Origin of the sequence: Citromicrobium bathyomarinum (assembly GCF_038594605.1) — a bacterium.
In the GTDB taxonomy this organism is placed as follows: domain Bacteria; phylum Pseudomonadota; class Alphaproteobacteria; order Sphingomonadales; family Sphingomonadaceae; genus Alteriqipengyuania; species Alteriqipengyuania bathyomarina_B.
This window is the reverse complement of record NZ_JBCFZM010000002.1, coordinates 137,128-155,561: the sequence shown is the minus strand read 5'-3', so window position 1 is coordinate 155,561 and position 18,434 is coordinate 137,128. Positions and strand designations below refer to the sequence as shown.

Genomic DNA, 18,434 nt, shown 5'->3' with positions numbered 1-18,434 from the left:
TGGAATAGTCCGGCGCAAGCGACTATATGACGCGCATGGACATCAAGCCCGTGTTCGACCAGCTCGCCGCGACTATCGGCAGCATCCCGCAGAGCGGGCTGCTTGTCATCGCGGTTGCGGCGCTGCTGTTCGGCTGGCTGGGCGGCGCGCTGGCCAGGCGCGAGCTGTTCATCGGTCGCCTGCTCAGTACCGGCAGCACGCTGGTGCTGTGCGGCGTGCTGGTGCTGATCGTGCTGCAACTGGCGCGGCTCGACCCGCGCTTCGATGTCGCGATGTCCGATGTCGGCCTCGCCGAGCAGAGCGTGGTCGGCGGCGAAACCCGCGTGGAGCTGGCGCCCGACGGGCACTACTGGCTCAACGCCGAGGTCAACGGCGTGCCCGCGCGCTTCCTCGTCGATACCGGCGCGACGCTGACCGCGATTTCGGAGCCGACCGCGCGCGCCGCAGGGCTGGAACCGCGCGCGGACCGCCTGCCGGTGATGATGACAACCGCCAACGGCACGATCTCGGTCGGCACGACGACGGTGGAGGAGTTGCGCTTCGGCAATGTCGCGGCCTTCGGGCTCGACGCGGTGATCGCGCCCAATATCGGCGAAACCAACGTGATCGGGATGAACCTGCTTAGCCGGCTGGCGCAGTGGCGGGTGGAAGGAGGCACGCTGATCCTCGTGCCGAACAATCCGCAGGACGCGCAGGTCGGGACCACCGGCACCTCCGCTGACTAGGCGGCGCACCGGCTTCACAAGAACTTTCGCAACCCGCCTGCTTGTGATACCCGCGCCGCGATTTGTCCGGTTGCGAGTGGTGGCGCGAAGGACGTTGTTCCAGGAATAGCGCCCACTGATGCCGCATACCATTTTCGATCTCGACCAGCTCGCCTCTGCCCCCGTCCTCGACCAGTTGGCGGAAGGGATCATCGTCGCCGACGTCAGGGGCGCCATCCGCTACGTCAACAATGCGGCGCGCGACATGCATGGCGTGGCCGATCTGCATGTCGAGCCGGAAGACTACGCGGATCGCTATCATCTTTTCACCGTCGAGGGCGATCCCCACCCGTTCGAAGACCTGGCGCTGGCGCGCGCGGTGCGGGGCGAGGAAGTGTTCGACGTGCCATGGATCATCCGTCGGCCAGACGGCACCGAGATCTGGGCTGTGGGCAGCGCCAAGCCGCTGCTGGGCGAGGCGGGTGAACAGATTGGCGCGGTCCTGACCATCCGCGACATGACCGAGACGATGCACGCGCGCAACGAACTGCGAGAGAGCGAAGAAACCGTGCGCGCCTTCTTCGAAACTGCGGGCGTCTATACTGCGGTGATCGATGTGGAGGAGGACGATTTCAAGCTGGTGATGGGCAATCAACGGATGGCGACGGCCTTCGGGCTGGAGACCTTGTGTGGCCAGTCGGGCCGCGCCATCGTGGGTGACGAGTTTTCCGAGTGGATCATGCAGGGCTTCCGCCGCGCGCAGGCGTCCGCGGAGCCGACGATCGTCGAATATCCTTGGAAAACCGACGGCGTGCGCCGTTGGTTCGTGGCCACGATCACCCCGATGCGCAATTCCGCCAAGCGCGTGTTCCTCGCCTCGCTCGACATCACCTCGCGCAAGGAGATGGAACGCGATCTTGAAACCGCGCTGCAGACCAAGGATGCGCTGCTGCACGAGGTCAATCACCGGGTGAAGAACAGCCTGCAGATCATCACCTCGCTGCTCAAGCTGCAGGAGCGGATGGGCGACGACGTGCTGGCGAGGCACCTGCGCGAGGCGCGCAGCCGGGTCGAAACCGTCGCGCGCGTGCACGAGCGGCTGTACGATACCAGCGCGCACGACCGGGTCGAGATTGTTGGCTATCTCGAAGACCTGTTGACCAATGTGGTGCAGTCGATCGGCCATGCCGAGGGCGATGTCCGCTACGCCTTCGAACATGCGGGAGAGCGGGTGGAACTGGGCGTCGAATATTCGGTGCCGCTGGCGCTGATCGTGGTCGAGATGGCGATGAATTCGGCCAAATATGCGTTCCCCGCCGGCGAGAAGGGCACGGTCACGCTGAGCACCCGGGTCGAAGCCGATCATCTGACGCTGACCATCGAAGACGATGGTGTCGGCATCGATTCGACGCGGCGTGCGCCGGACGGGACGGGGCTGGGCATGCGGATCGTCCAGGCGCTGTCCGCCCAGCTGCACGCCGATGGCGGTTATGTGCCAACCGAGAACGGCACCGCCTTCCGCCTCGTCATGCCGCTGCCCAAGGGTGCCGAGCCCGCGTCCTAGGCCGCCAGAAAGCGCTCCAGCGCAGCCACCTCACCGGTGTCGAGACGCAGCCCGAGCTTGGTCCGCCGCCACAGGATATCTTCTGCCGTGCGCGCCCATTCCCGGCTGACGAGATGCTCGACCTCGCGCGCGGTCAGCCCGTGGCCGAAATGCTCGCCGCAGTCGCCCAGGCTCGCAGCGTCGCCAAAAACCGCGAAGGCGTCGGTGCCGTAGGAATGCGCGAGGCGGCGGTGGGTGCGCGCATCGAAGAAGGGATAGCGCGCGGCTATCTTTCCGATCAGTGCATCGGCCTCGCCCGCCGGGAAATCGCCGCCGGGTAGAGGCCTGGTCGCGGTCCATGCGCCGGGCTGGGAAAACTCCATCCGCGAGGAAAGCTTGCCGAGCACGTCTTCGGCGAGATGGCGATAGACCGTCAGCTTGCCGCCGAAGACGTTGAGCAGCGGCGCGCCCTCGTTTTCAGGTGAGAGCGCGAGCTGATAGCCGCGCGTTGCCGCCTCGGGCTTGCCCGAGCCATCGTCGACCAGCGGGCGCACGCCGGCAAAGCTCCATACGACGTCTTCGGGCGTGATCGACCGGCTGAAGAAGCGGTTCGCGCCCTCGCATAGATAGGCGATCTCCGCCTCGCTCGCCTCGACATCGGCGAGGTCGCCCTCGTGATCCGCATCGGTCGTGCCGATCAGCGTGAAGTCTTCCTCGTAGGGAATCGCGAAGAAGATGCGTCCGTCGGGCAGCTGGAAGAAGTACGAGAATGCGTGATCGAACAGCTTGCGCGTCACGATATGCGATCCGCGCACCAGCCGCATGCGTCGATCTTCCTCGATGTCGCTTTCGCCCAGCACGCTGACGGCGGAAGGCCCGGCGGCGTTGACAAGCGCGCGGGCGTGGAAGGTCTCTCCGCCCGCCTCGACGCGCCACCGCTCTCCCTCGCGCTCGAAATGCGTGACGCGGGCTTGCGTGCGGATATCCGCGCCGTTGTTCGCTGCGTCGCGCGCGTTCAATACCACCAGCCGCGCATCGTCTGCCCAGCAATCCGAATAGATGAAGCCGTGCGCGAATTCCGGCTTCAGGGGCGCGCCCGCTTCGTGGCTGCGCAGATCCACGCTCTTTGCGGTGCGCAGCTTCTCGCGCCCGCCGATATGGTCGTAGAGGAACAGTCCCAGCCGCAGCAGCCAGCGCGAGCGAAGGCCTTTCACATGCGGCAGCACGAAACGCATCGGCCAGATGATATGCGGCGCGATGGCCCACAGCCGCTCGCGCTCGCCCAGCGCCTCGCGCACCAGGCCGAACTCGTAATGTTCGAGATAGCGCAGCCCGCCGTGGATCAGCTTGGACGAGGCGGACGAGGTTCCGCGCGCCAGATCGCCCGCTTCCAGCAGCAGCACGCTCGCCCCGCGCCCGGCCGCATCGCGCGCGATCCCGCAGCCATTGATGCCGCCCCCGATGATGGCAATGTCGTAGGTGGGTGAGGGATTGGGCATTGTCTCTGCTCGCTGGCTCGTGTCGAGGCCGGTCCTGGGGCTTTCCACTCAGATAGGGCAACGCATCGCCCGCAAGAAGGGGGCCTTGGGACCAATCTTGCCCCTGCCCTTGCCATTGGGCCGCCTTTGATCGACCAATGCGCCCACGTCGCCAATCCGGAAATACGCTCATGAAACCTGCCATCCTCGCCATCGACCAGGGCACCACGTCCACCCGCGCCATCGTGTTCGACGGGACGATGGAGGTGATCGCGACCAGCCAGCAGGACCTGCGGCAGATCTATCCGTCCGGCGGCTGGGTGGAACACGACGCCGAGGAAATCTGGCGCGCGACGCTCCACACCACGCGTGAGGCGCTGGGCACGGCGGCGGACAAGGGGTTCGCGGTGCAGGCACTGGGCATCACCAACCAGCGCGAGACGGTGGTGGTGTGGGACCGTGAGACGGGCGAGCCCATCCACAATGCGATCGTCTGGCAGGACCGGCGCACCACGCCGCAATGCGACCGGCTGCGCGCGGATGGTGCGGAGGCGCTGATCGCGGAGCGCACCGGCCTGCTGCTCGACCCCTATTTCTCTGCCACCAAGGTCGCCTGGCTGCTCGACAATGTGGACGGCGCGCACGCTGCGGCGGAGGAAGGGCGCCTCGCTTGCGGCACGATCGACAGTTTTCTTCTGTGCCGCCTGACCGGTGGCAAGGTCCACGCGACCGATGTGACCAATGCCTCGCGCACCAGCCTGTTCAACATCCGCACCATGGCATGGGACGAGGATTTGCTCGCATTGTTCGGCATCCCGGCGGGCATCCTTCCCGAAGTGCGCGACTGCGATGCCGAGTTCGGCATGGCGCAGCTCGCCGGTAGCGATGCGCCGATCGCCATTCGCGGGATCGCGGGCGACCAGCAGGCGGCGCTGATCGGCCAGCAGTGCTTCGTGCCCGGAGAGGCCAAGGCGACTTACGGAACCGGCGCGTTCATCCTGCTCAATACCGGCGAAGAGATCGTGCGATCGGAGCATCGCCTGATTTCGACCGTCGCCTATCGGCTCGGCGGCGAGCTGGCCTATGCGCTGGAAGGCTCGATCTTCATCGCGGGGGCGGGGATGCAGTGGCTGCGCGACGGGCTCGGTATCGTGGAAACCTCGTCCGAAAGCGAGGCGATGGCGCGCAGTCTGGAGGAAGAGACCGACATCGTCTTCGTGCCTGCGCTCACGGGCCTGGGCGCACCGCACTGGTTGCCCGATGCGCGCGGCAGCATCTTTGGCATTTCGCGCTCGACCGGCCCGGCGGAGATCGCGACCGCGATGCTCGAATCGGTCGGCTACCAGACGGCCGACCTGATGACCGCGATGGCGAGCGACGGGATGGAGGCGGGCACGATGCGGGTCGATGGCGGGATGGCCCGCAACGATTGGATGTGCCAGTTCCTCGCCGACATCCTCGACGTGCCGATCGAGCGTCCCGCCAATCTGGAAACGACCGCTGTGGGTGCGGCCTATATCGCCGGGCGCGCGACCGGGCTGATCGATGCGGAGTTTCGTCCGGCACGCAAAGGCGGAGAAGCCGCGCGCTTTGCACCTGCGATGGAGGTGGACGTTCGAAAGGCCAAGCTCGCCCGATGGCAGGATGCCATCGCAGCGACCAAGCGCTTCTCGGGCGGCGGCTAGGCGGAAAGCCTGGCTGGGGTGGCAGGGATCGAACCTGCGAATGGCGATACCAAAAACCGCTGCCTTACCACTTGGCTACACCCCAACATGCAGGCGGACCGCCCCTATAGCGACGATTGCTATTATGTGAAGGGGCCACAATGTGAAGGGGTGGCATGGAGACTCTCTCGCGCTAGACCTTCTGCCATGACCGATCTCGCCACCGCCCGCTCCATCCTCGAAACGCTGGTCGGCTTCGACACCACCTCGCGGGGCAGCAACCTCGCACTGGTCGAGTGGGTGGAGGATTACCTTGCGCAGCATGGCGTCGCGTCCGAGCGGGTGGCGAACGAGGATGGGCGCAAGGCCAATCTGTTCGCCACCTGCGGGCCTGCGGTTGAGGGCGGGGTGATCCTGTCGGGCCATACCGACGTCGTGCCGGTCGACGGGCAGGCGTGGTCCAGCGATCCGTGGACGGTGCGCGAGGCGGACGGGCGGCTGTTCGGGCGCGGGGTCGCGGACATGAAGGGTTTCATCGCCCTTGCGCTGGCATTCGTGCCGCGCTTCGTGGCGGGCAGGCTGCCGGTGCATCTTGCGCTGAGTTACGACGAGGAGGTCGGTTGCAAGGGCGCGCCTTCGATGATCGCGCGGATGGCGGAGACGATCCCTGCGCCGCGCCTCGCCATCGTGGGCGAGCCAAGCCTGATGGGCATCATCACCGGGCACAAAGGCATCGCGGTGCATGAGGTCACCGTACGCGGACACGCGGCGCATAGCTCGCTGGTCGATCACGGGATTTCGGCCAATGCGGTCGCGATCGGGCTGATGCACGATCTGCTGGCGCTGGCCGAAGAGCTGCGTGCGCGCGCCGACGCCGACAACGGTTTCGACCCGCCGCAGGCGACGCTGACGGTGGGCATCATGGAGGGCGGCACCGCGTCCAACATCCTTGCCGAGCACGCCCGTTTCCAGTTCGATCTGCGCTGCCCGCCCGGCGAGGATGCGGCGGCGATACTCGCTCCGTTCAAGGCGCGCTGTGCCGAGCTCGATGCGCAGCTCAAGCGACGCTTCCCCGAAGCGGGCGTGCGGGTGGAGCAGCATGCGAGCACGCCCCCGATGACGCCAGCGGGCAGCGAGGACGCGGTGGCCTTCGTCCGCGCGCTGACGGGGGAGAATGCCGCGCCCGGTCAGGTCGCTTTCGCTGCCGAGGGCGGGCAATTCCAGGCGGCGGGTTTCCCGACCGTGATCTGCGGCCCCGGCTCGATCGAACAGGCGCACCAGCCGGACGAGTGGATTGCGCTTTCCGAACTGGAAAAGGGCGCGGCGTTCATGGCGCGGTTGGCGGATCGGTTGGGCTGAACCAGCCGAAAGGCTATTCGTCACCCCGGACTTGATCCGGGGTCCCGCTTCTATCGGAGCAACTCCTGCAGAAAGCGGGATCCCGGCTCGGGGGCTGGGATGACGATGGGGAGAAAGGAGATGCCTATTCCGGCTTGCTGGGTTCCAGCACCTTGCCTTCGAAATCCGCTGCCGAGTGGCGTTCGCGCAGCTGCGAGTTCTCGTCGCCCCACACCTTGTTAACGATCCGCCCGCGCTTCACCGCCGGGCGCTTGCCGATTTCGCCGACCCAGCGCGCGACGTTTTCGTATTCGTCGATCGAGAGGAAGGTCTTCGCGTCTTCGTAGATATTGCCTTCGACGAAGGGTGCCATCCACGCGAAGGCCGCAATATCGGCGATGGTATAGTCGTCGCCCGCAAGGAAACGCGCTTCGCCGAGCCGCTCGTCGGCGACGCTGAAGAGCCGCTTGGTTTCCATCGCGTAGCGGTTGATCGGGTATTCGAACTTCTCGGGCGCGTAGGCGTAGAAGTGGCCGAACCCGCCACCGATGAAGGGCGCGCTGCCGATCTGCCAGAACAGCCAGCTGAGCATTTCGGCGCGTTTCGGCCCCGTGAGCTGGAACGCGTCGAACTTCTCCGCCAGATGCAGCAGGATCGCGCCGCTTTCAAACACGCGGATCGGCGCTTCGCCCGTCCGGTCGACCAGCGCGGGGATCTTCGAGTTGGGGTTGATCGCGACGAAGCCGGAGCCGAACTGCTCACCCTCGCCGATATTGATCGTGTAGGCGTCATACTCGGCCGCGTGACCGGCCTCGAGCAATTCCTCCAGCATGATCGTCGCCTTCACGCCATTGGGCGTGGCGAGCGAGTGGAGCTGGAACTTGTGCTGGCCCGCGGGCAGCACCTTGTCCTCGCGCGCGCCCGCGGTCGGGCGGTTGATATTGGCGAACCTGCCGCCGTTCTCGGCGTCGTGTGTCCAGACCTTCGGCGGCGTATATTGGCTCATGAAAATGCTCCTGACTGCGGTGCGACCCGTCCGGGAGTGCATGTGGGCGCGGGCGGGGGAACCGCAAGCGCGGCGCGGCGGATCGACGGGCAAGATGATCTGACGGGCGCACAATGATTCCTTTTCCGCCCGCCCCTCGCGCGCCATTTCGCCAAACCTAACGGGGTTTGTGTGATGCGCTCGCCGATCCACTCGCTAGCCTGCCGGACGAAGCCCGCTGCCCAGAGGAGACGAGACTCGTGAAGCCTATGTTCGTTGTCGCGCTGATGGTGGCGCCGGTCGCTGCGTGCGGTGGCTCGGTGGCGGAGGCCGATCCGGGGGCGGAGGCCGTGCAGGAGACGGGAACGCCGCTACCGGCGATCGACGACCAGGCCGGGATCGAGCGGATCGCTGCGACCTTGTCCGAAGAGGGCGACTACCCCGACCGCACGATGTTCACTGGCTTCATGTACGGCAAGACCCTGCTCGCCAGCGGCGCGCTGAGGACGCGGGACAAGGATCGCTACAGCGAAACCACGGTCGAGAGCGCAATCGCTGCGGAGCGCGCGCGCAAGGTTGCGCGCGACCAGAGCGCTGCGAAGATCGCGGAGCGCCGCGATGCCGGCGACCTCGCGCTCGCCATGGCGGATTGCGAGCAGATGAAGAACGGCATCGACGGCCGCCCGGTCGCCTATCCGATGGGCTATTCCTTCAAGGGGCAGAAATACCCAAGCCCCTGCGCCGCGCTGAAGGCGAACAGCGAATAGCGGGAACCGCCGGGCCTTGTGGGAGTCGTCCATGCAGCAGCCAACTGCGGACGTAACCTCATGGAAAAGCTCATTTTCGTCGACGATGGCCTGCCCGGCATCACCCGCAAGGGTGCGGGGACGGGCTGGGCCTATTACGACCCCGACGGCGGGCTGATCCGCGACCCGGCAGAGCGCAAGCGGCTCAATGCCATCGCGCTGCCCCCGGCCTATGTCGATTGCTGGTTCTGCCCCGCGCCCAACGGCCATATCCTTGCCACCGGATACGACGCGAAGGGGCGCAAGCAATATCGCTATCACCCCGCATTTCGCGCCACGCGCGAGAGCGAGAAGTTCGACCGCTGCCTCGCCTTCGGCAACCGCCTGCCGCTGCTGAGGAAGCGCGTGGCAGAGGATTTGGGCGCGCGCGACATGGGCCTGCCGCGCGCACTGGCCGGGGTGGTGCGCCTGCTCGATCTCGGTGCGATCCGCGTCGGCAACGACGCCTATGCGCGCGACAATGGCAGCTACGGCGCGACCACGATCAAGAGCCACCATGTGACCGTGCGCGGCAAGACGCTGCGGTTCCGCTTCCGCGCCAAGTCAGGCAAGGAGCGCGACCTCGAACTGACCGACACGCACCTCGCCAAGATCGTGCGGCAGATGCAGGATCTCGACGGGCAGGACCTGTTCTCTTTCCTCGACGATGGGGAAGTGGTGCGCGATGTCACCTCGAGCCACGTCAACGCCTACCTGCGCGAGACGATGGGCGGTGCTTTCAGCGCGAAGAACTTCCGCACCTGGCACGCAAGCGTGATGGCCTTTGGCATGCTGGCGGGCGCGAAGGACGATCTGACGATCAAGACCGTGACCGAAAACGTGGCAGAGCGGCTGGGCAATACGCCCGCGATCACCCGCAAGAGCTATATCCACCCTGCAGTGTTCGATCTGATGGGTCGGCAGGGCGCATGGCGCGAAGACCTGATCCTGCCCCGTACCACCAGGTGGCTCGGCCGCGAAGAGCGCGGGCTGATCGCCTTTCTGGAAGACGCTCCGCCCATTGCCGATCTGGTGGCGGCCTGACTCTTTTGCTCGCGGACTTGATATAGATCAGTCGCTTCCTTTTCTGGCGGGTGCTAAAAGCTCTCCGCCCATTCGTGTGGCGAAGACCCGGCACGGCCCCATGGCTTGAGAAGAGAGCGCAGTTGCCCAACCACAAGATGACCGCGATCGACGCGGCGAATTTCTTACCGGCAAGCGTTCCGCCGCTTGTCCCACAGATCGTTTTCGGTCTGTTGCTTGCGGTCGCAATGATCGGGCTGCGCACGCTGATCGACATGATCGCGCCTACTTCGGGGCCCTTTGCGCTCGTCTATCCCACCGTGCTTATTGCCACGCTGTTCGGGCGGCTGTGGGCTGGGATCGTGTGCCTGATCGCATCGTTCCTGTGGGCATGGTACGTTGTGCTGCCTGACAGCTGGTCGTTCGCCTTCGCGCAGGAAAGCGATCCGGCTCGGGTATTCATCAATTTCCTCGCCTGTTGCGTGGTCGTCGTGTTGGCGGAGGTGTTTCGCAGGGCCGTGCGCGTGCGCGAGGCGGAGCTGCATGATTCGCTCGATCGTCGGCGCTGGCTGATGGCCGAGCTGCAGCACCGCACGAAGAACAACTTCGCACTGGTTGCCAGCATGATCGAACTGCAGAAGCGGCGGCAGGACAATCCCGCCGCCGCCGCCGCGCTGGAAGATGCCGCCAACCGCGTGTTCTCTTTCAGCCGCGCCTATGCGCAGCTCGCCGTCGACGAGGCCGACCGGCAGGAGGGCGATATCGACATGGACAGCTACCTCGGCGACGTCATCGACCATCTAGTAGATGCCTCCTTCGACGATAACGTGACCGTGACGCGCCGGATCGCGCCGATCTCGCTTCCGCGCGAACAGGCGGTCGCCGTCGGCCTGTTCCTCAACGAGGCGCTGACCAATACCGCGAAATATGCCTTCGGCGACGGGCGGAAGGGCACGCTCGACATTTTGCTCGACGGCACGGCAGCGGACTGGCGGCTCGAAGTGCGCGACGATGGCGCGGGCACGGGCGCGGCAAGCGATGCCGATGGCGGGCTCGGCCAGAGCCTGATGCGGACCTTTGCCAACCAGGCCGAGGCCGATCATTCGGTCGAGGTGGGCGAGCGCGGCTGCCGGGTCAGCCTGACGCGGATTCGATCCGCCAGCGACAAGAACGGGGGCGTCCCCCTTGTGTCGGGCGCGTGAGCGGGGCACAGCCGCTGGCCTGTAATGGCTGACCGCGCGCACCCCTTCTACGATCTGCACACGCACGGCTTCGTGCGCGTCGCGACCTGCACGCCGCGCGTGCGCCCTGCGGATGTCACCGGCAACACCGATAGTATCCTGGAGGAGGCGCGCCACGCGCACGAGGCGGGCGTGGACCTCGCCGTCTATCCCGAGCTGTGCGTCACCGGTTATGCGATCGACGACCTGCATTTGCAGGCGGCGGTGATCGACGCGGCGGAAGCGGCGATCGGCCGGATTGTCGAGGAAAGCGCGGGGTTGACGACGGTGCTGGTGGTCGGCGCCCCGATCCAGCGCGGTGCGCGGCTGTATAACTGCGCGCTCGCTATTGCTGATGGCCGCCTGCTGGGTGTGGTGCCCAAAAGTTACCTCCCCAATTACCGCGAATTCTACGAGAAACGGCAGTTCACCCATGGCCGCAACTGCCACGGGCTCGATGTGACGATCGCAGGGAACGAGGCGCCCTTCGGCACGGATGTCATCTTCGCGGCGGACAATCTGCCCGGTTTCACTTTCGGAATGGAAATCTGCGAGGATTTCTGGGCTCCGCAACCGCCCGGCATGATGGCCGCGATGGCGGGCGCGCATATCCTGTGCAACCTTTCCGCCTCGCCCGTCACCATCGGGCGCGCGACGGACCGGCACTCGCACTGCCAGTCCAGCTCCAGCCGGGGCATGTGCGCCTACGCCTATTCGGCGAGCGGGCATGGCGAGAGCACCACCGACCTCGCGTGGGACGGGCAGGGCGTGATCTACGAACTGGGGGCGCTGGTGAAGGAGAGCGTGCGCTTCGACCTGACGGCCGAACTGTGCGCGATCGACATCGATACGCAGCGCATCGTCAACGATCGCACCCGCAACGGCACCTTCCACGACGCGGCGGAGGCCGCGGGCCGCCCCGAGGACTGGTATCGCCGGGTGCGCTTCGAACATAACCATAAGCCGGGCGACCGCGAATTGCTGCGCGCCGTACGCCGCTTCCCCTTCGTCCCCGCCGACCCCAAGACGCTGGACGAGGATTGCTACGAGGCGGTCAACATCCAGGTCGATGCGCTGATGCGGCGGATCGAGGCGACTGGCGCCAAGTCGCTCGTGCTCGGCATTTCGGGTGGGCTCGATTCGACCCATGCGCTGCTGGTCGCGTGCATCGCCTGCGACCGGCTGGGCCTGCCGCGCACGACCATTCGCGGTTATACGATGCCGGGTTTCGGCACCTCGGACCGGACGAAGAACAACGCGATTCTGCTGATGGAAGCGGCGGGGATCACCGCCGACACGATCGACATCACCCCCGCGGCGGAGCGGATGCTGGAGGATATCGGCCACCCCTATGCCGCCGGGAAAGAGGTTTACGACACCACGTTCGAGAACGTGCAGGCGGGCCTCAGAACCGACTACCTGTTCCGCCTCGCAGGCCATCACAAGGGCTTCGTGATCGGCACCGGCGATCTCTCCGAAATGGCGCTGGGCTGGTGTACCTATGGCGTGGGCGACCAGATGAGCCACTATGGCGTCAACTCGGGCGTGCCCAAGACGCTGATCCAGTACCTGATGCGCTGGATGATGGAGACCGACCAGTTCACGCCCGCGCTCAACGAAGTGCTCGACGACGTGCTGGGGACCGAGATCAGCCCCGAGCTGGTCCCGGCGGGTCAGGATGGCGCGATCCAGAGCACCGAGGATCAGATCGGCCCCTACGCGCTGCACGACTTCTTCCTCCACCACATCGCCCGCTACGGCCAGTCGCCCAGCCACGTCGCCTTCCTCGCGTATCACGCCTGGAAAGACGCGGACGCCGGTGAATGGCCGATCGGTTTTCCGGACAATGGCAAGCGCGCCTACTCGCTCGGCGAGATACGCCAATGGCTGGAGGTGTTCTGCCAACGCTTCTTCGGTTTCAGCCAGTTCAAGCGCAGCGCGATGCCCAACGGACCCAAGGTCTCAATGGGCGGGGCGCTATCCCCGCGGGGCGACTGGCGCGCGCCGAGCGATGCGGTGGCCGACGTGTGGTTGGCGCAGCTGCGGGACAATGTGCCCGAAGGCTGACGCGGCCAATTCATCCGCAATTCAGGCGCTCGGGCAGAGCATATCGGCAAGGGGAGAACAGATATGAAAGCCCGTCATTTCCTGCTGATCGCTCTCGCGGCCCCGCTGGGCGCGTGCATGAGCATGGGCGACACGTCCTCCCCGCAGACGGGCACCTTCGACCCGATGCCCGTGGCTGACGGCCCCGACGAAAACACCGTCGCGGTCGCGCGCGAGTTGCGCGAGAACGACTCCGAGATCGACCGGCGCCGCGACAATGGCGAACTTACCCGGAGCGAGCGGCGCTCGCTCCGGCGGCAGCAGGGCCAGATCGAGCTGCTCGCGTCGGCCTACGCCGCAGACGGCGAAATGACCGACAGCGAACGGCGCTTCCTCGAAACCCGCTCGCGCATTCTGCAGGATCAGGCCGACGCCGCCGCATTGTTCGATCCGCCCGAAGAGCCGCGCGACAAGACGAAAAAACGCAAGTAGCCGCAAGCCCGCTTATCCGGGCGTCCGAAGCAGCCACGCGGTCGGTCGAAAGATCGGCGCGGTTTAGTGCAATCTGAGGGTTTGCGCCGACCCGCGACGCTCTCTATGGGGCCGCGAATGCCCGCCCGGACCATCGCGCTCCTGATCCTCGTCAACCTGCTGTGGGCTTTGAATGTCGTCGTCAGCAAGGTCGCGGTCGACGACCTGGGCATGCCGCCCATCTTCTACGCCGCCTTGCGCGCTCTGCTGACGGTCATCGTGCTGGCACCGCTGCTGCGCCCACTGCCCAGGAACTGGCCGCTGGTAAGCGCCGTGGGGCTGGCCATCGGCGGCGGGTCCTTCGCGCTCTTCGCCATCGGGCTGGCCAATGCGAGCCCCTCCACCGCAGGCATCGTCAGCCTGTCGGGTGCGCCGATGACGGTGCTGCTGGCGATCGTGCTGCTGGGGGAGAACGTCGGCTGGCGGCGCGGTGTCGGCATCGCGCTGGCGATCCTCGGGGTGGTGATCGCCATTGCTTCGCCCTCGGGCTGGGAAAGCTCCGCCGGGCTCGGCTGGATCGCCTTGTCATGCCTCGTCGGGGCGCTGGGGTCGGTCTACGTCAAGAAAATCGACGTCGGCGGAAAGCCATTGCAGGCGTGGTCCGCGCTCGCCTCCTTCGTGGTGCTGCTGCCCTTCGCCTTCGTCACCGAGCCCGCCCCGGTCGAGCCGTTGATGGCCAATCCGCTCAAGGTCCTAGGCTGCCTAATCTTCGCCGGGCTGGTTGTATCGGTCTACGCGCACGTCATCTACTTCAACGCGCTCAAAGAGCATGACGCGAACCTCGTGGTGCCCTTCACCTTGCTCCACCCGCTGATGACCGTGGCGCTCGGCGCGTGGCTGACCGGCGATTCGGTCGGCGTGCCCCTGCTGGTAGGCGGCGCGGTTGCCGTTGCCGGAGTCGCGATCCTGGTGCTGCGGCCGAGCGAGACCTTTACCAAGCGGCTGCTGGTCCGCTCGCGTCTGTAGGCTCGGGGCAGCCCCCGTCGCAATTCTGACGGGTCAAAGGGGCATATTAACCACTCGCGCGTAATCTTTCGGCTGTGAAGCCCGACCCCAAACTCCCGCACGATATTGAAGCCATGGTCGAGCAGGCTGCCGACCAGAGCCTGCCCTTCCGCAGATGGCCTGCCGTCCTGCAAGAGATGTGGCGTTCCGAACAGGCGCCGCGTCGCCGGCGCGAGCTGGCATTCATCAATGCAATTGCGCTTATCTCCTGCCTGCTGTGCCTGCCGCTCGACTATACGAATGGCCCGCAGATCTTCGAACAGGGCCTGGTTCTGCGCCTCGGCCTGGTGGTTCCCGCGTATTGTGTCGCAATCTATGCCGCGCTGCGAGGGGGGTGGGTGATCCAGCGTTGGACCTCGATCCTGCCGGTCGTGTGCTACGCGGGCGTGGCAGGATATATCGGGATGCATAACGGTGCCTCAGCGGAGGGCGGCTATGTCATGGGGGCGGCAATGATCGTCGTCTTGGCAACCGTAATCCTGCCGTTGCGGGTGGCATCGATCGCCCTTATGGCCTTCCTTTCGGTTGCGACGATGTGGGCCATCTGGGCGGCGTTGCCGCCCGCTGCCGAGCAAGAAGCCTTCGGGGTGTTGGCTTATCTTTCTGCGATCAGTCTCGTCGCGCTCACCGTGCCGTTCCGTACCGCGACGCTGAAGGACCGCAATTTCCTCTATGCCATACGCGGGCGGCTCGCCTCGGAGCGTCTCCTTGCAGCGAACGAGCAGCTGCGCGAGCTTTCGCACCGCGACGACCTGACCGGCCTGCCCAATCGCCGCTATTTCGAGCGGATCTTCGATACTGCCTTTCACGCGTCGGTGATCAATGGCGAGGATCTGGCGGTGATGATGATCGACGTCGATCGCTTCAAGCTATTCAACGATACCCATGGGCATACCGCAGGCGATCGCGCGCTGAAGCAGGTCGCGAAGGAGCTCGAGAAACAGTTCGTGACATCCGGCGCAACGGTGGCCCGTGTCGGGGGTGAGGAATTCGTCGCCGTGGTCGAGCATTGTACCGAGCAGGAAGCGCTGAGCCTTGCCGAGAGGGCGCGGCACAGTGTGGCGCAGCGGCCCGTCGCGCTCGAAATCGGCGGACGCGTATCGATCACCGTGAGCATCGGCGTGGCGATGCGAAAGAAGGTCGGTCCGTCCACGGATGCGCTGATAGACTGCGCCGACGAGGCACTCTATGCGGCGAAGACTGCGGGGCGGAACGTCGTGCGGCTGGCGGACCGTGTGGGCGCCCCGGGGTTTGCCGGCTAAGCTCAAGAAAAGCACCTGAGCGCGCTACGGGCTTCGCCCCGCCTGGCGTACTCAGTCCAGCTTCACGACCCAGCCATGCGGATCGGGCGCGGTGCCCATCTGGATGCCGAGAAGCTGGTCGCGCAGCTTCTGCGTGAGCTGCCCCGTCCCGCCATCGCCGATCACGAATTTCCCGTCCGGGCCGTTGACGCTGCCGATGGGGGTGACGACCGCGGCGGTGCCGCAGGCGAAATTCTCGACCAGGTCGCCCTTTTCGGCATCGGCGTGCCACTGGTCGATCGAATAGGGCTCCTCGCGCACTTGCAGCCCTTCTTCGCGCAGCATCTGGATCAGGCTGTCACGGGTTATGCCGGGCAGGATCGTGCCGGTCAGCGGCGGGGTGATCGCGCTGCCGTCCTTGAACACGAAGAACAGGTTCATCCCGCTCAGTTCCTCGACCCACTTCTTCTCGATCGCGTCGAGAAACACGGTCTGCTGGCAGCCATTCTCGACCCCTACGGCGAGGGGGTTGAGGCTGGCCGCGTAGTTGCCGCCGGTCTTGGCCGCGCCCGTGCCGCCGGGCGCCGCGCGCGTGTGATCGCGGCTCACCCAAACGTCGACCGGCTTCACGCCCGACTTGAAGTAGCTGCCGACCGGGCTGGCGATCAGGCAATAGAGATACTCGCGCGCAGGCCGCACGCCGAGGAACGCCTCGGTGGCGAACATGAAGGGCCGCAGGTAGAGCGAGCTGCCTTCGGCCGTGGGCATCCAGTCGCGATCGGTCTCGATCAGCAGCCGCAGACTTTCCATGAACAGCTCTTCGGGCAGCTCGGGCATCGCCATGCGCCGGGCGCTCGCATTGAGGCGGCGGGCGTTTTCCAGCGGACGGAACAGCGCGACTGTTTCGTCTTCCCATCGGTACGCCTTCATCCCTTCGAAGATTTCCTGCGCATAGTGGAGCACGGCCGCTGCCGGATCGAGCGGGATCGGCGCGCGCGGGCAAAGCTTGGCATCGTGCCAGCCATGCTCGGGATCGAAAGCAATCGTCACCATGTGATCGGTGAACAGCGATCCGAATCCGGGATCAGCCAGCGCCTGGTCGCGGGTTGCGGACGGCACCGGCGCGGGGTGGGGCAGGTGTGCGAAATCGATCATCGGCGCGTCGGCCATTGGTGGGTTCTCCTGTGGAGGAGGCCGTTATTGCCAAGGGCCGGATGGGGCAAGGGGTCTGGCAAAAAATTTCAGAAACTTGGCTGTAAACTTTTCATAAGTTGCGCGTCAGCAGGCGTCGATGCGCAGGGTGGTGATCTGCGTGCCGCTCCGGTCGACCCAGCGATAGGAATACGCCCCGCCGAGGCCGATCGTCTGCTTCATCGATGGCTCGGTGCAGGCATTCTGCCGTGTCGCGGCTTCGAGCGAGTCGATGTTCGCCTGCCCGACCTCTGCCGTCGCGACATCAAGCACGTAGGTGTAATTGAAGGTCGGGCCGTTCGAAGAGACCGACACCAGTGTGGTGATCTCGTCGATCTTCTGTGGCAGTTGGGCATCCATCTGCGCTGCCGTGTTGCCGAAGACGCAGGCGATGATCTCTTGCCACTGGGCAGCGGTCGGAGTGCTATCTTCGCCATATCCCCCGACGCAGGGCGCGGTCGCTGCTTCGGTATCGGTGTCGAATTGCGGGCCGGTGCCGTGTGCCTGCAGCGCCATCGCCAGCGCCGCTGCGCTCATCCCAACAAAAATCGCCATGTGTTCACTTCCTCCGGCCCATTGCGTGATGCGAATCTTATCGTGCTGCCCAAAAATGTGAAGGGCAGCACTGCCCGTCGGAGTACTGCCCTTCGCATGGTCAGCGGCCAGGAAGTGCCGCTCACGAAGCCTCTAAAGGTATGCGACTTTACCGATAGTGCCTCGCGCGGAAACTTGCCGACCTCTCTGCTGAACCATGAGACATCGGATCACCTCCTTTCGCGCTTGTAAGCCAAGACCCGCACCGTATCACCGGGGGCCGAGAAGCGTCGTGCACCGCCGCTCTCAAGACCCTTTGTGAGTCACCTGATTCGCCAGCACAAGCCTTGTAAATATCTTTTTCCCCGTCATAATTGTGCGCTCGCGAAAAGACCCCCGGTCGCCCACACGAAGCGATGGGGCGGCAGGGAATTCGCCATCCCCCGGATACGGTTTTCAGGACGCGGACTTTAGGGCGCGGATTTCAGGGCGCGGATTTCAGGGCGCGGATTTCAGGTCTGGGGCGCGCTGTCGTCAGCGGCAGTCTTCGATCACCCGCGTCACCTCGGCCCAGGCGGGCACGTAGAGGCCGGGCTCGCCTTCCACTTCCACGGCAAAGCGCCCGCGCGTGATCGCGATCGCGTCGAGCAGCGGATCGCGCGCGTCGAGCGTCGCGATCGCCCGCGCCGGGGCCTGTCCGGGCGAGCCCGCCACGCGCGCCGCCATCAGCGGGCGCGAGGTCGTCTCGGCGCTGATCCGCATCGCGACATCGCCCGGACCGATGGCGGACAAGGGCCGCACCATGCTCACCTTGCGGGTGTCGAGGTCGCACGCGAAGACCAGCTTGATCGCACCGGGCGATCCGAACAGCGCGAGCGTTTCGCCCGGCTCTTCCACATAGCTCCAGTCGCCCGGCGTCTGCGGACGGTCGATCCAGTTGCGCTCGACCGGGACCGGCTTGGGCGCGGGCGCCTGCGTTGCGACGGGGGCAGGGGGCGCGGGCGTGGGTGTAGGCGGCGGCGGCGGCTCGGGCGTCTGGCAGCAGGTCACCGCAAGCAGCGACAGGGCGAGCGCGATACGGGCGGGGGTGGCGATGCGGGGTTTGTTCATACCGCTATTAATGCGCTTGGAGCCGATGGGGGTCCA

At 65.8% G+C, this 18,434-nt stretch carries 16 protein-coding genes and 1 tRNA gene; 11 read left to right on the top strand and 6 right to left on the bottom strand.

Annotated features, from left to right (window positions below; genetic code table 11):
* Window positions 1-35: 35 nt before the first annotated feature.
* Window positions 36-725 (top strand): retropepsin-like aspartic protease family protein, encoded by a 690-nt coding sequence (locus tag AAG612_RS07680; RefSeq protein ID WP_342508943.1) that lies wholly within the window; start codon window positions 36-38, stop codon window positions 723-725.
* Between the two features lie 118 nt (window positions 726-843).
* Entirely contained in the window at window positions 844-2,268 is a 1,425-nt protein-coding gene (locus AAG612_RS07675; protein ID WP_342508941.1) for a sensor histidine kinase, read from the top strand.
* On the opposite strand, the gene glpD is transcribed toward AAG612_RS07675, so the two are convergent.
* Window positions 2,265-3,746, bottom strand: coding sequence for a glycerol-3-phosphate dehydrogenase (gene glpD, locus AAG612_RS07670; protein ID WP_342508939.1), 1,482 nt, complete (start codon window positions 3,744-3,746; stop codon window positions 2,265-2,267). The two genes, AAG612_RS07675 and glpD, sit on opposite strands and share 4 nt — an antisense overlap.
* 170 nt (window positions 3,747-3,916) lie before the next feature.
* Here glpD and glpK point away from each other — a divergent pair, with 170 nt between their 5' ends.
* Window positions 3,917-5,410, top strand: coding sequence for a glycerol kinase GlpK (gene glpK / locus AAG612_RS07665; RefSeq protein WP_342508937.1), 1,494 nt, complete (start codon window positions 3,917-3,919; stop codon window positions 5,408-5,410).
* A 10-nt stretch (window positions 5,411-5,420) separates the two neighbouring features.
* On the opposite strand, the gene AAG612_RS07660 is transcribed toward glpK, so the two are convergent.
* Window positions 5,421-5,495, bottom strand: a tRNA-Gln gene (locus AAG612_RS07660).
* A gap of 101 nt (window positions 5,496-5,596) precedes the next feature.
* Here AAG612_RS07660 and argE point away from each other — a divergent pair.
* Entirely contained in the window at window positions 5,597-6,748 is a 1,152-nt protein-coding gene (gene argE / locus AAG612_RS07655; protein WP_342508934.1) for an acetylornithine deacetylase, read from the top strand.
* A 124-nt stretch (window positions 6,749-6,872) separates the two neighbouring features.
* Here argE and yghU read toward each other — a convergent pair whose 3' ends face one another.
* Window positions 6,873-7,733: a glutathione-dependent disulfide-bond oxidoreductase gene (gene yghU / locus AAG612_RS07650; RefSeq protein WP_342508932.1), complete on the bottom strand. Its 861-nt coding sequence runs from the start codon at window positions 7,731-7,733 to the stop codon at window positions 6,873-6,875.
* Between the two features lie 239 nt (window positions 7,734-7,972).
* On the opposite strand from yghU, the gene AAG612_RS07645 reads away from it, so the two are divergent.
* From AAG612_RS07645 to AAG612_RS07615, 7 genes are all read left to right on the top strand, one after another.
* Entirely contained in the window at window positions 7,973-8,479 is a 507-nt protein-coding gene (locus AAG612_RS07645; RefSeq protein WP_342508930.1) for a hypothetical protein, read from the top strand.
* Between the two features lie 60 nt (window positions 8,480-8,539).
* On the top strand, window positions 8,540-9,541 hold the full coding sequence (locus AAG612_RS07640) for a DNA topoisomerase IB (RefSeq protein WP_342508929.1): 1,002 nt from the start codon (window positions 8,540-8,542) through the stop codon (window positions 9,539-9,541).
* 137 nt (window positions 9,542-9,678) lie between these two features.
* Window positions 9,679-10,722, top strand: coding sequence for a sensor histidine kinase (locus tag AAG612_RS07635; RefSeq protein WP_342508927.1), 1,044 nt, complete (start codon window positions 9,679-9,681; stop codon window positions 10,720-10,722).
* Between the two features lie 24 nt (window positions 10,723-10,746).
* Window positions 10,747-12,807: an NAD(+) synthase gene (locus AAG612_RS07630; protein WP_342508925.1), complete on the top strand. Its 2,061-nt coding sequence runs from the start codon at window positions 10,747-10,749 to the stop codon at window positions 12,805-12,807.
* A 63-nt stretch (window positions 12,808-12,870) separates the two neighbouring features.
* The gene (locus AAG612_RS07625; RefSeq protein WP_342508923.1) at window positions 12,871-13,278 is read left to right on the top strand and encodes a hypothetical protein; all 408 of its coding nucleotides are present in this window, start codon (window positions 12,871-12,873) and stop codon (window positions 13,276-13,278) included.
* Window positions 13,279-13,395: 117 nt separating this feature from the next.
* Entirely contained in the window at window positions 13,396-14,283 is an 888-nt protein-coding gene (locus AAG612_RS07620; protein ID WP_342508921.1) for a DMT family transporter, read from the top strand.
* Window positions 14,284-14,357: 74 nt separating this feature from the next.
* On the top strand, window positions 14,358-15,584 hold the full coding sequence (locus AAG612_RS07615) for a GGDEF domain-containing protein (RefSeq protein WP_342508919.1): 1,227 nt from the start codon (window positions 14,358-14,360) through the stop codon (window positions 15,582-15,584).
* A 51-nt stretch (window positions 15,585-15,635) separates the two neighbouring features.
* Here the strand turns inward: AAG612_RS07615 and AAG612_RS07610 are convergent, their stop codons facing one another.
* The 3 genes from AAG612_RS07610 to AAG612_RS07600 form a co-directional block, all read right to left on the bottom strand.
* A complete protein-coding gene (locus tag AAG612_RS07610; RefSeq protein ID WP_342508917.1) occupies window positions 15,636-16,733 on the bottom strand; it encodes a branched-chain amino acid aminotransferase in 1,098 nt (365 codons plus the stop codon).
* Window positions 16,734-16,841: 108 nt separating this feature from the next.
* A complete protein-coding gene (locus AAG612_RS07605) occupies window positions 16,842-17,309 on the bottom strand; it encodes a hypothetical protein (protein ID WP_342508915.1) in 468 nt (155 codons plus the stop codon).
* A 513-nt stretch (window positions 17,310-17,822) separates the two neighbouring features.
* On the bottom strand, window positions 17,823-18,398 hold the full coding sequence (locus AAG612_RS07600; RefSeq protein ID WP_342508913.1) for a hypothetical protein: 576 nt from the start codon (window positions 18,396-18,398) through the stop codon (window positions 17,823-17,825).
* Between the last annotated feature and the right edge of the window lie 36 nt (window positions 18,399-18,434).